We start from the raw sequence: 12,780 nt of genomic DNA, 5'->3' as shown, positions 1-12,780 counted from the left end.
GCTGAGGGTTTACCGGTGACGCCTCTGCCGAGCATGGCTCGGCACTACAGGGCCGCTCCGCTCTGTTTGTAGGAGCGGCGTCAGCCGCGAAGCTGACACTGCCGGAATCCTCACGGTAGAGCCGAGCCATGCTCGGCTGAGGGTTTACCGGTGATGCCCCCTGCCGAGCATGGCTCGGCTCTACAGATCCAGGCCGTCCTGCGCCTGCAGCCACAGGCGGAACCGCTTCAAGGCCTCGCGCTCCTGCCGCGAGCGCAGGCGGGTCAACCAATATCGGCCCAATGACAGCGTCTGCGCGAATGGCTGCAACAGCCTGCCTTCGGCCAGTTCCTGCTCGAACATGCGCAGTGGCAGCAGCGCCACGCCTGCACCAGTGGCGGCCGCGCTGGCCAAGGTGAGCGATGAATCAAACACCGCGCCGCGCGCCTCGACACCACTGCCCCCGGCCAACTGCAGCCAGCGCGGCCACTCGTCATTGCGATAGGAGCGCAGCAGCGGCACGTTGGCCAGATCACGTGGCTGTCGCAATCGTCGCGCCAGCGCGGGTGCACACAGCGGTGCAAACGCGGTATCGACGATCGGTACGCAATCCTGGCCCTGCCAGTCACCGTCGCCAAAGCGGATCGCCAGATCCAGGCCTTCGCCGGCCAGATCGATGCGGTTGTTGTGGGTCTGCACGCGCAGTTCGATATCCGGATGCGCCGACTCGAAGGCGGCCAGCCGCGGCAGCAGCCAGCCGGTGGCAAAGGTGCCGACAACACCCACGGTGAGCACCTCACGGAAGCGGCCGCCGGTAAAACGGTCCAGCGCGATCGCCATGCGGTCGAAACTTTCGGTCAGCACCGGGTACAACGCCGCGCCCTCGTCGGTAAGTGCCACGCCGCGTGGCAGCCGGTGGAACAAACTGACCTGCAGTCTGTCCTCCAGTCCACGGATCTGATGGCTCAGGGCCGCCTGGCTGACGCACAGCTCCAGCGCCGCGCGGGTGAAGTTGAGGTGGCGGGCGGCAGCCTCGAAGGCGCGTAGGGCGTTGAGCGGTAGCTGGGGGCGGATCATCGCGGAGTCATGATGAAAGTTGATGGTCTGCCGCATTATTTCCGCTGGAGTGGCCAAATTGGTGACTTTGCTACAAATAAATCTAATGGCTCCCGATGAATCTTCGTGATGGTCGTCAGCGCCTGCAGGCTTCACCATCAGCCTTAATCAGCCTAGGAGAACCCCATGCTTGCTCGTCGTCAGTTCCTCATGTTTGGCGGCGCCGCGCTGGCCAGCTCGCTGCTGCCGACCGCGCTGGCGCGCAGCGCCGTTGCCGCTTCACCCATGCCGACCCATAGCGCCGACTTTGCCGCACTGGAAAAGGCCAGTGGCGGGCGCCTTGGGGTGTGTCTATGGCATCCGGCCAGCGGCGCGCGCTATGGCCATCGCATGGACGAGCGCTTCCCGATGTGCAGCACGGTCAAGTTGCCGTTGGCCGCAGCCATCCTGCACCGCGCCGATGCGGGCAGGTTGTCGCTGGACCAGCGCGTGGCGGTGCGGCAAGGCGACATCATCAGCCACTCGCCGTTCACCGAGCGGCATGTCGGCAAGGACATGACCGTGCGCGATCTGTGCCGGGCGACCATGATCATCAGCGACAACGCCGCCGCCAACCTGCTGTTGCCTCTGCTCGGCGGCCCGCAGGGGCTAACTGCCTTCCTGCGCGAGCAGGGTGATCGCATCACCGTGAGTGCGCGCAACGAGCCCGAGCTCAACCGCTTTGCGCCCGGCGATCCGCGTGACACCACCAGCCCGGCGGCGATGGCGGCCAACCTGCAGCGCTTCCTGCTTGGCGACGTGCTCAGCCCGGCCTCGCGGCAGCAGCTGGCCGATTGGCTGATCGACAACCAGACCGGCGACGCGCGCCTGCGTGCAGGCCTGCCGCAGGGTTGGCGGGTGGGTGACAAGACCGGCAGCAACGGCCAGGACACCAGCAACGATATCGCCGTGCTGTGGCCCCTGGCCGGTGGCCCGGCGTGGCTGCTGAGCTGCTACCTGCAGGGCTCTGCACTGGACGATGACGGCAGGAATGGCATCCTGCGCCAGGTTGGGGAGCTGGCCGGCGTGCGGCTGGGCTGACGGTTGCACCGTCGGCGCGGCGGTTGCTGGTGCGCGCGGCCCCGTGCATCCGTTCAAAGAGGACACCCGCGCCATGAGCAGGGAAGTGATCTATCTGCTGTTGATCTTCGCGTTGCTGGTGATTCCACGCGCGCTGCAGCGCTTCAGCATTCCCGCGCCGCTGACCTGTCTGGTGTTCGGCATTGGCGCGATGCTGTGGTTGGGCGACGGCTCGCATGATCCGGTGGTCAACCTGCTCGCCACCTTGGGCATTTCCTCGCTGTTCCTGTTTGCCGGCCTGGAAGTGGACATCGCCGACCTGCGCAAGGGCATGTGGCCGCTGGTCACTCATCTGCTGATCCGCAGTGCCACGCTTACCGGCATGGCCTGGCTGGCCTGGCACTACGCCGGCCTGCAGTGGCAGGCGGCGGCCTTGCTGGCCTTGGCGCTGCTGACGCCATCCACCGGTTTCATCATGGATTCCCTGTCCCAGCTCGGGCTTGATGACGCCGAACGCTTCTGGGTCAGCAGCAAGGCAATTGCCGGCGAGCTGCTAGCCCTGGCGGCCTTGTTCGTGGTGCTGCAGGCCGGCGATCCGGTGCATATGGCGCTGTCGAGCTTTGCCCTGCTCGCGATGATGGTGGGTTTGCCGCTGTTGTTCGTCGGTTTGGGGCGCTGGGTGGCGCCGCATGCGCCGGGCTCGGAGTTCTCGTTGCTGGTGATGGTGGGCATGCTGGCCGCCTACATCACCTACGGGCTGGGTGTGTATTACCTGGTGGGTGCGTTCATCGCCGGGCTGGTGGCGCGCCTGCTGCAGCAGCGTATGCCCTTGCTGGCATCGCATGAAAACCTGCATGCACTGCGCCTGTTCGCCTCGTTCTTCGTGCCGTTCTACTTCTTCAACGCGGGCACCAAGGTGCCGGCCGAAGCCTTGAGCTTTGAAGCGCTGGGGCTGGGCCTGCTGATCACCCTGGTGGTGCTGCCGCTGCGCATCGCGGTGATCTGGCTGCAGCGCCGCCTGATGTTCGGCGAGAGCTTCCGCACCAGCCTGCGGGTGGCCTTGGCGTTATCGCCCACCTTGATTTTCACCCTGGTGCTGGCGGCGATCATGCGCGAGCGTTTTGCGATATCGCCGGTGCTGTTTGGTGCACTGCTGCTGTACGCGGCCTTGACCACGCTGCTGCCATCGCTGGTGTTCCGCCGGCCGATGGATGTTGACCCGCTGAGCAACGAAGCCACGCCGCCCGTTGATCCGGAGGTCGTAAGAGATGAGCGCTCCGCCGAGAATCCAGCGCCAGCGTCGTCCACTGCGTCCGGCTCTTACGTACGCCAGCGCTGAGCGGCGCTTATCATTCCCCGACCGGCACGCCTCCTGGAGGTGGGTGCGCGGCAAAGGGGATGTTGGTGGATCGAGAAAACTGGCAGCAGGTACGCGAGCTGTTTGATGCGGTGTGTGAGCTGGCGCCTTCGCAATGGCGGACCGAGCTTGCGCGCCTGAGCGCCAATCCGGCAGTCATTGCCGAAACCCTGGAGCTGCTGCAGGCGCAGACCTGCGATCTTGGCCGCGCCCGTGAACCGATGGCGCAGCTGTTCGCCGCTGCCGCGCCATCGGAGCTGGGCGAAGGTGATTGCATCGGGCCGTGGCGCCTGTGTGAGCGGCTGGCCAGTGGCGGCATGGGCATCGTGTTCCGCGCCGAGCGCGCCGATGGCCTGTATGCGCAGGAAGTGGCAATCAAGTTTCTGCTCGGCAAACCCGGTGCACGTGTTGCCGAGCGGTTGGCCGCCGAGCGGCGCATCCTTGCCAGCCTGCAGCATCCCAACATCGCGCGCCTGTACGACGGAGGCAGCACGCCGGGCGGGCATCCTTACCTGGTGATGGAATACATAAGTGGCGAGCCGCTGGATGTGTACTGCGCGCGCCAACAGCTGGATCTTCGCCAGCGCCTGCAGCTGTTCCTGAAGGTATGCAGCGCAGTGCAGGCCGCGCATGCGCGGTTGGTGCTGCATTGCGACCTGAAGCCGTCCAACATCCTGGTGCGTGAGGATGGCGAACCGGTATTGCTCGACTTCGGGGTGTCGCGGCTGCTGGACGATACGTACAGCGAAGCGGCCGCGCAGTTCTTCACCCCGGCCTATGCGGCGCCGGAGCTGCAATCGGGGCAGGCAGCGGGTGTGAGCAGTGACGTTTTCAGTCTAGCCGCGGTATTGAGCGAACTGGTGGCCTGCAAAGGCGGCCGGCGTGGGGCGGACGATGGGGGTGTGGCGGTGGCCGCGCCCAGCCAGGTGGCACAGGCCGATTGCAGTTGGAAGCGGGCCTTGCGCGGTGATCTGGATGCCATCGTGGTGCACGCCGGTGCCTTGCCCACCGAGCAGCGTTATCCGTCGGTGGAAGCACTGGCGGCCGATGTGCGTAGCTACCTGCAGCATCGGCCGGTGCGGGCGCGCCAAGGTGGTCGCTGGTATCGTACAGGGCGTTGGTTGCGGCGCAACTGGAAGGGTGCAGGGCTGCTGCTGTTGGTGCTGCTGCTTGCGGCCTGGTTTGTGTGGCGCCTGGCTGCCGAGCGTGCCGCCGCTGAGCGCGAGGCGAAGATCGCCGAGCAGGTCAGCGGCTTTCTGGTGGAAATGTTCCAGGCGGCTGATCCACGCGAAAAAGGCGAGCGCGGCGGCGAGGACATCAGTGCCCGCGAAGTGCTGGACCGTGCTGCGGCACGGATGGATGAGGAGTTGGACGCATCGGCCGAAGTACAGGCGCGCCTGAAGGGCGTGATTGGCCTGGCCTACCGCAATACCGGCGACCTGCGGCGTGCCAATCCGATGATGCTGCAGGCGGCAGAAGCCATGGCTGCAGCTGGTGGCGAGAAGAATCTGGACGAAGCCGCACGCCTGTTCAACCTGTTGGCAGGCAGCTATGCCAACAACCGCAACGGCGTGGAAGGCGCAAACATGGCTCGGCGCGCGCTGGGCTTGCTGGGCTTGCTGGGCTTGCTGGGCAAGCAGCCGGCGGACAGCTTCCGCGTCGCCCAGTCCTATAATTCGCTGGGGCTGTCGTTGCTGTCCGAACAGCGCTATGACGATGCCGAAACCGCGTTCAAGCAGGCGTTGCAGCGGCACCAGGCCGGCAAGCGCGAAAAGTACATCGGCGTGACCCTGGACAACCTCGGCATGATGTACCGGCGCAAGGGTGATCTGGCCGCATCGGCGGCCGCGTTTGACCAGTCCACGCCGATGTTCCTGCGCACCTTGGGTGAGATGTCGTACGACTACTGGGCCAGCAATACCGAGCGTACGCTGATGGTGATGGACCGAGGCGACCTGGATGCGGCCATCGCTGCGTTCGAGGCAAACCTGGTCCGCGCACCGAAGATCTTCGGGCAGCGCAGCATCTATGTGGTCAGCGAGAACAACCGCTTGGCGTTGGCGTTGATGCGCAAGGGCGAATATGCACGCGCGCAGCCCTTTGTTGAAACGGCGCTGCGCTTGTCGGCGGAAGTGCTGGGCAAGGACAGCTACAACTATTCGCTGATCACCGAAACCGCCGCGCAGCTGGCGCAGGCGCAGGGCGATCTGGCCAGCGCCGAAACCGACTACCGGCAGGCACTGGCAATACGCAACGCGGCCATAGGCAAAGATCATCCCGACAGCCTGGACCTGGAACTGCAGCTTGGCCTGTTGCTGGCCGCACAGGGCAAGGACGCAGGCGATGCCTTGGTGCAGCGTGCGCATGCAGTGTGGTTGCCGCGGATCCCCGCCAGCAGTGCCAATGGCATACGCCTGCAGCAGAGTTGGGCCGAATGGCTGCTGGCCAAGCAGCGGTTGCCGGCGGCCGGGCAGGCGCTGGACGCAGTGGAGCCGCTGCTTGCGCACAGCCCTTATGCGGCGGTACGCCAGCAGGTGCTGCGGGCGCGCTGGGCGCAAGCGCGCGGCGAGCGCAGCGAGGCAGTGCAGCATTGGCAGCGCGCCGTGGCGGCGGCCACGCCCTTGTACGGCGAACAATCGGCGGTGACCGCGCAATGGCGCAGTGCCCTGCAGTCGGCGCGGAATGACGTACACGTGGGTGGCGCGTTGCCTTGAGCTGACGGGTAGGCGAGGATCGGGGAATGAAAACATCTTCCTTCTCCGTTCTTTTCAGCGCGCTGGCCTTGGCCGGCGCGGCCATTGTTCCGGCTTCGGCGATGGCCGGCGCTACCGGCAATGCGGCCACTGCGGCGGTTGCACCGGCCGATCAGTTTCTTGCCGGGTTGGCGCAGTACTGCGGGCAGGCCTTCGCCGGGCGCATCATCGCCAACCAGCCGCAGTCCAGCGCGCCGGACCCGTTCGATGGCAAAACCCTGGTGATGCATGTGCGTGGCTGCGACAGCCCGCAACAGGAACTGCGGGTGCCGTTCCATGTAGGGGATGACCATTCGCGGACCTGGGTGATCAGCCGTACCGATACCGGCCTGCGTTTGAAGCACGATCATCGCCATGCCGACGGCAGTCCGGATGCGGTGACCATGTATGGCGGTGACACCGCGCAGGCCGGCAGCGCCGCGCGCCAGGAATTCCCGGCCGATGCTGCGTCGGTGGCGATGTTCAGCGCGCATGGCATGACCGCCTCGCTGCGCAATACCTGGGCGATGGAGCTGGTGCCCGGCCAGCGCTTTGTCTACGAACTGGCGCGTCCGGATGGGCGCTTGTTCCAGGTGGAATTCGACCTGAGTACGCCGGTGCAGCTGCCGCCGGCACCGTGGGGCAGCGAGGCGTGAAACACGGAGGGCGCCATTGCTGGCGCCCTCCGCTCCACTTGAGCCGGAAGCTCAGCGGCCGCTGAAGCGCGCGCGGCAGCCGCCGTTTACCCAGATGCTGTTGCCGTTGTAGCCCCAATTGCGGCCTTCCACGCAGCGCGTATCGGACAGCTGCTGGACGATGACCGGGCGGCCCTGGCGGCGGTCCCAGGCGCAGGTATTGGGACGGTTGCTGCTGCTGGCGCACTCGACCAGGTAGCCGTTGCCGGCGCCGTTGTTCCAGCCGCTGCCGCCACCGCGGCCTTCGCCGAATTCGCCACGGCAACCGCCGTTGACCCAGACCGTACCGTTGCTGCTGCCCCAGTTGCGGCCCTCGGTGCAGCGCGTATCGGAAATCTGCCGGACCAGTACCGCGCTGCGCCAGCCGGTATTGCAGACCACGTGGCGGTTGTTGTTGCTGTCACAGCGGATGGTGCGGTTGCCATTGCCATTGCCGTTCCAGCCACCTTGGCCGTTGCCATTGCCTGGGCCCCAGCCGCCGCGGCCTTCGGCGAACTCGGCCCGGCAGCCGCCGCTGACCCAGACGCTGCCGTTATTGCTGCCCCAGTTGCGGCCCTCGGTGCAGCGCGTATCGGAGATCTGGCGGACCAGTACCGCGCTGCGCCAGCCGGTGTTGCAGACCTGCTGGCGGTTGTTGTTGCTGTCGCAGCGGATGGTGCGGTTGCCATTGCCATTGCCATTGCCATTCCAGCCGCCCTGGCCGTTGCCGCCGGCCCAGTTGCCGCGGGCTTCGGCAAATTCGGCGCGGCAGCCGCCGCTGACCCAGACGCTGCCATTGTTGCTGCCCCAGTTGCGGCCTTCGGTACAGCGCGTATCGGACACCTGGCGCACCAGCACCGCGCCACGCCAGCCGGTATTGCAGACCTGCTGGCGGTTGCTGTTGCTGTCACAACGGATGGTGCCGTTCTGGCTGCCCGGGAAACCGGCCTGGGCGGCCGCCGGGGAAGGGGTCATGGCCAGGCCCAGCAGGGCTGCCAGGCCAGCAAGCAGGAGAGAGTGGTTCATGGCGGCTGCCCTGTTCAGGTTTGGTGGCCGAACTATAGGGCGAATCCCACTTAAGGCGGCGTGACTGAGCGGCAGATTTGCTCCAGCCCCCGCTGAGCGCCAAAATACGGGGCTACCCGGCACCGTTTCGTGCCGGGCCCCCTGCGGAGCTTTCCATGCGTACCCATTTCTGCGGCCTGGTCGACGAGACCCTGATCGGCCAAACCGTGACCCTCGCCGGCTGGACCGACGTTGCCCGTAACCTCGGCGGCGTCTGTTTCATCGATCTGCGTGATCACGAAGGCATCGTCCAGGTCACGGTCGAGCCGGACAACGCGGAGGTGTTTGCCGTCGCCGCCAGCCTCGGTTACGAGGACGTGCTGCAGGTCGAGGGCGTGGTTCGCGCGCGTCATGCGGTCAACGACAAGATCCGCAGCGGCAAGGTGGAAGTGATCGCCACGCGCATCACCATCCTCAACAAGGCCGCGCCGCTGCCGTTCCATGCGCACGAGAACCCAGGCGAAGAAACCCGCCTGAAGTACCGTTACCTGGACCTGCGCCGCCCGGAAATGCAGCGCATGCAGCGCACCCGCATCAAGCTGGTGCAGGCCCTGCGCCGCCATCTGGACGAGCGCGGCTTCCAGGACATCGAAACCCCGATCCTGACCAAGGCCACCCCGGAAGGCGCGCGCGACTTCCTGGTGCCGGCGCGCATGCACCCGGGTGAGTTCTACGCCCTGCCGCAGAGCCCGCAGCTGTTCAAGCAGATCCTGATGGTGGCCGGCTTCGACCGCTACTACCAGGTGGCACGCTGCTTCCGCGATGAAGCGCTTCGCGCCGACCGCCAGCTGGAATTCACCCAGCTGGACATGGAGTTCGCCTTCGTCCGCGAGAGCGACATCCAGGACTTCGTCGAAAACATGATCCGCGCCATCTTCAAGGAAGTGGTGGACGTGGAACTGGCTGCGCAGTTCCCGCGCATGACCTGGGCCGAGGCGATGCGTCGCTTTGGTTCGGACAAGCCGGACCTGCGCAACGCGCTGGAGCTGGTGGACGTGGCCGAGCTGGTCAAGACCAGCGAGTTCCCGGTGTTCACCGCCGCTGCCAATGACGCCGACGGCCGCGTGGCCGCGCTGCGCATCCCGGGCGGCGCCACCCTCAGCCGCAAGCAGATCGACGAATACGCTGCCCATGCCGCCAAGTACGGTGCAAAGGGTCTGGCTTACATCAAGATCGCCGAGAACGGCGAGATCAGCTCGCCGATCCAGAAGTTCTTCGCCGAAGATGCCTTCGCCGCGCTGCTCAAGCACGTTGGCGCCGGCAATGGCGACATCGTGTTCTTCGGTGCCGGCGGCTACAACAAGGTCTCCGACTTCATGGGTGCGCTGCGCCTGAAGGCCGGCAAGGACTTTGGCCTGGTCGCAAATACCTGGGCGCCGCTGTGGGTCACCGACTTCCCGATGTTCGAGTGGGACGAGGAAGAGCAGCGCTACGTCGCCCTGCATCACCCCTTCACCGCGCCGGCGGTGGACGATGTGGCCGAGCTGCGCACGCATGCCAAGACCGCGGTATCGCGCGGCTACGACATGGTGCTCAACGGCAACGAGATCGGCGGCGGTTCCATCCGTATCCACCGCCCGGAAATGCAGAGCGCAGTGTTCGAGCTGCTCGGCATCGGTGCCGAAGAAGCCCGTGCCAAGTTCGGCTTCCTGCTGGATGCGCTGAACTACGGCGCACCGCCGCACGGCGGCATTGCCTTCGGTATCGACCGTATTGCCGCGCTGATGGCCGGCACCGAGTCCATCCGTGACGTGATCCCGTTCCCGAAGACCACCGGCGCGCAGTGCCTGATGACCGACGCCCCGTCGCCGATCGCCGATGCACAGCTGGCTGAAGTACACGTGCAGGTACGGCCCAAGAGCCCGTAACCAGCCGCTGGGAACCAGGAACCAGAGAGAGCGTGAGGCCTTCTTTGGTTCCTGGTTTTTTTGTTTGGGACACTGCTTGGATGCTCAAGCTAGCTTCGTTGCTGCTTCCTCTTCTCTGGTTCCTGGCTTCATGACTATCCGTCGCGCTACCGCTGAAGATGCCGCACTGCTGTGCGACCTGGCCGAACGTACCTTTGTGGAAACGTTCGGCCACCTGTATCCGCCTGAGGATCTGGCCGCCTATCTGGCCACGGCCTATCCGCTGGAACTGCAGCGGCAGCAGCTGCAGTCCGGGGACTACGCGGCGTGGCTGTTGGAGGTGCAGGGCGAGGCGGTGGGTTTTGCCTTTGCCGGCCCCTGCGGGCTGCCGCATCCGCAGGCCACCGCGGCCGATGGCGAGTTGAAGCGCCTGTATGTGTTGCGCGATCACCAGGGCGGTGGTCGCGGCGGGCAGTTGTTCGAGGCGGCCCTGCAATGGCTGCAGACTCCGGGACGGACGCTGTGGATTGGCGTGTGGTCGGAGAACTTTGGTGCGCAGCGCTTTTACGCTCGGCACGGTTTCGAGCAGGTCGGCGGGTATGAATTCCCGGTCGGCAATACCCGCGACAAGGAATTCATCCTGCGTCGGGCTGCTGTCTGATTGCACTGGGCAAGGCCCGGTGAGTGCCGTGCCAGCTACAACGCTGCTGCGTACTGCCCCTCCCGCGCTCCATTGAACGCCAGCCGCGCGACGCGCGCTGCTTTCACAAACTCGGCCCGTTGCACGCGCCGGATTTGTATCCGTCTGAAGGTTTCCACTCACAAATCTGGTAGCGCGCACTGGCTGCGATGCAGGTTGTTGTGTGCATGTTGCAAAGTGTGCGCTGCATCGCTGTGGCTGCTGCGTGCCTGTCGCGTCTATAGAGCAAGGGAGCCGGTTTTTCGCAGTGCGAGCGCGTCGGACTCCTGCATGGCGGACCTGGCGGTGTGTTGCTTGCGCAGCCAAGGTGCGGATTTCCGGTTGATGCGAAGGACGGCAGCGCGCGTGTTGAATGCAGCTGCCGGCAGGGCGGAAGCAGGCATGAGCAAACGTTTTGACCAAGAGCAGGTAATCGAATTCCTGCGTGAGGTGGATGACGCAGCGAGCTTGCGCGCGCTGTGCCGCAAGCACGGTTTCAATGACGCGGCGCTGGCCTTGCTGCGGCGTACCTGCGGCGCCATGCGCGCGCCGCAGGCGCGCCAGCTGCGCCAGTTGCAGCAGGAGAATCAGCGGCTGCGGGCAGTATTGGCGCTGCAACAGCAGGAACGTGAGCGGATCAGGCAGGCACTGCGGCAGGCGTTGTAAGCCGTATGCATGGCGCTCGGCCGCGTTGGCGGCGTGCCGCGTCAGCGCCGCAGTTCGGTTTCGCCGGCGGCATTTTTGCGCGGTGAAATGCCGTGCAGGGCCGCGAGCGCTTCAACAAAGCCGGCACTGTCATTGCTGCGGAAAACCCCGGAGATGCGCAGTTCGCCCAAGGCCGCATCGTCGACCCGCAGCGGCGTGCCGCCATAGCGGTTGAATTCCTCCACCGCCAAACGCAACGGCAGGTCGTTGAACACCAGCTGCCCCTGCAGCCATGCCGGTGCGCTGCCGCCCTGGAAGGTCTGCACCTGCGGGCGTTGCCCCGCCGCCAGGTGCGCGCGTTGGCCGGGAATGAGGGTCGCAAGTGCTGCCGTACTGTCATCGGCGGCAGCCGCGCGCAGCTGTACCTTGCCTTCGAACAAGGTGACATCCAGCGCATCGGCGCGGCGATAGACCTCGAACTCGGTGCCGACGGCGCGAACGCTGCCCTGCGCGGTATCCACCGTCAGTGGGCGCGCGGTATCGCGTGCCACCTTGAAGAAGGCCCGGCCCTGATCCAGGTGGATGCGGCGCTGCTGCGCGCTGTAGCGCACGCGCAGCTGGGTGCCGGTGTCCAGTTCGATCCGGGTGCCGTCTTCCAGCGTGATGCTGCGGTGTTCGCCGACCGCGCTGGCATAGCGCAGCTCGGTTGCCGGTGCCGGAGCGAGCAGCCGCCAGCCGATGACCACGGCGGTCACGGCAGCCGCGCAGGCGGCCAGCCAGCGCATGCGGCCGGGCCTGCGACGCGGTTGCGGCAGTGCTTGCGGCGTGGCTGCAGGTATTGCCGCAAGCCGTTGGCTGATTTCCGGCGTGGCCGAAAAGTCGCTCAGCATCATCCAGGTGCGCTCGATACGTTCATGCGCCTGCCGATGTGCGGGGTCGGCGTCCAGCCAGGCCTGATGCTCGGCCTGCTCGGCCTCGCTCACTTCATCATCGTGCAGGCGCGCGAACCAGACGGCGGCCTGGGTCCGGATCGGGTCGGCGTCTTCCACGACATTCAGCGGGGTCTGTTTCATGGTTGCTCCAGCCGCGTGCCGAAGTGGAGCAGGGCACGCATCATTTGTTTTTCGACGGCACTGACGCTGATACCCAGCTGGCTGGCAATCGCGCGATAGGTGAGGCCTTCATAGCGGTGCAGCAGGAATACCTGCTGGGAGCGCGGCGGCAGGTCATCCAGCACCTTGAGGAAGTTCTGCAGGCGTTCGCGGTCCTGGTAGACGCGCTCGCCGCAGACAGTTTCGGCAGGCCAGTCCTCGGTCGTTTCGTCCAGGGATACGTGTTGGCCGGTATGCCGGGTACGGTCGCGGCGGTAGCGGTCGCGCAACAGGTTGCCCGCGATGGTCATCAGATAGGCTTCGACATTGTTGACCCTGTCGGCCTGTGGATCGCGCATCATCCGCACCAGGGTTTCCTGGGTGAGATCCTCCGCATCTTCAACCGAACCCAGGTGGTTCCTGAAGTAACGCATCAGGCGTGGGCGGTACTGTTGGGCCATGCTGCCCGTGTCCCGGACGGTGTCGGGAGGCGGCTGGGCGGGCGGCAGGGCGGCAGTCATTGGCGGGCGTTGACAGTCTGAATCGGCACGCGCAGCTTGGGCTAGTGCCAGCGATTCTGCCAGATGAGGTGTTTT

At 65.8% G+C, this 12,780-nt stretch carries 11 protein-coding genes; 7 read left to right on the top strand and 4 right to left on the bottom strand.

All coding sequences use genetic code 11. The features are described 5' to 3' along the window. Positions 1-180 precede the first annotated feature (180 nt). Positions 181-1,056, bottom strand: coding sequence for a LysR family transcriptional regulator (locus tag ACVOKO_RS16005; RefSeq protein ID WP_346499864.1), 876 nt, complete (start codon positions 1,054-1,056; stop codon positions 181-183). A 165-nt stretch (positions 1,057-1,221) separates the two neighbouring features. Here ACVOKO_RS16005 and blaCESS point away from each other — a divergent pair, with 165 nt between their 5' ends. From blaCESS to ACVOKO_RS15985, 4 genes are all read left to right on the top strand, one after another. Then, positions 1,222-2,115, top strand: a complete 894-nt coding sequence (gene blaCESS, locus ACVOKO_RS16000) for a CESS family extended-spectrum class A beta-lactamase (RefSeq protein ID WP_346499863.1) — start codon at positions 1,222-1,224, stop codon at positions 2,113-2,115. Positions 2,116-2,188: 73 nt separating this feature from the next. Then, the gene (locus ACVOKO_RS15995; RefSeq protein ID WP_346499862.1) at positions 2,189-3,433 is read left to right on the top strand and encodes a cation:proton antiporter; all 1,245 of its coding nucleotides are present in this window, start codon (positions 2,189-2,191) and stop codon (positions 3,431-3,433) included. Positions 3,434-3,498: 65 nt separating this feature from the next. After that, complete coding sequence (locus ACVOKO_RS15990; protein WP_346499861.1) at positions 3,499-6,165, top strand: serine/threonine-protein kinase; 2,667 nt, start codon at positions 3,499-3,501, stop codon at positions 6,163-6,165. 26 nt (positions 6,166-6,191) lie between these two features. Beyond that, positions 6,192-6,839, top strand: coding sequence for a hypothetical protein (locus ACVOKO_RS15985; protein ID WP_430980797.1), 648 nt, complete (start codon positions 6,192-6,194; stop codon positions 6,837-6,839). A 51-nt stretch (positions 6,840-6,890) separates the two neighbouring features. Here the strand turns inward: ACVOKO_RS15985 and ACVOKO_RS15980 are convergent, their stop codons facing one another. Beyond that, positions 6,891-7,883, bottom strand: coding sequence for a DUF3011 domain-containing protein (locus tag ACVOKO_RS15980; protein WP_346499860.1), 993 nt, complete (start codon positions 7,881-7,883; stop codon positions 6,891-6,893). A 155-nt stretch (positions 7,884-8,038) separates the two neighbouring features. On the opposite strand from ACVOKO_RS15980, the gene aspS reads away from it, so the two are divergent. The 3 genes from aspS to ACVOKO_RS15965 all read left to right on the top strand — a co-directional run bounded on the left by aspS (position 8,039) and on the right by ACVOKO_RS15965 (position 11,114). Continuing rightward, entirely contained in the window at positions 8,039-9,790 is a 1,752-nt protein-coding gene (gene aspS, locus ACVOKO_RS15975; RefSeq protein ID WP_346499859.1) for an aspartate--tRNA ligase, read from the top strand. A 130-nt stretch (positions 9,791-9,920) separates the two neighbouring features. Beyond that, positions 9,921-10,430 (top strand): GNAT family N-acetyltransferase, encoded by a 510-nt coding sequence (locus ACVOKO_RS15970; RefSeq protein ID WP_346499858.1) that lies wholly within the window; start codon positions 9,921-9,923, stop codon positions 10,428-10,430. A gap of 420 nt (positions 10,431-10,850) precedes the next feature. Next, complete coding sequence (locus ACVOKO_RS15965) at positions 10,851-11,114, top strand: transposase (protein ID WP_346499857.1); 264 nt, start codon at positions 10,851-10,853, stop codon at positions 11,112-11,114. A 41-nt stretch (positions 11,115-11,155) separates the two neighbouring features. Here ACVOKO_RS15965 and ACVOKO_RS15960 read toward each other — a convergent pair whose 3' ends face one another. Together ACVOKO_RS15960 and ACVOKO_RS15955 are read right to left on the bottom strand one after the other, a co-directional pair. Further along, positions 11,156-12,166, bottom strand: a complete 1,011-nt coding sequence (locus ACVOKO_RS15960; protein ID WP_346499856.1) for a FecR family protein — start codon at positions 12,164-12,166, stop codon at positions 11,156-11,158. After that, positions 12,163-12,645, bottom strand: a complete 483-nt coding sequence (locus ACVOKO_RS15955) for an RNA polymerase sigma factor (RefSeq protein WP_346499855.1) — start codon at positions 12,643-12,645, stop codon at positions 12,163-12,165. The genes ACVOKO_RS15960 and ACVOKO_RS15955 overlap by 4 nt, the downstream gene beginning before the upstream one ends. Positions 12,646-12,780 lie beyond the last annotated feature (135 nt).

Source organism: Stenotrophomonas sp. STEN240 (assembly GCF_056756175.1).
Note: the sequence above shows the minus strand (reverse complement) of the source record. Positions and strands in the feature narration are given on the sequence as shown.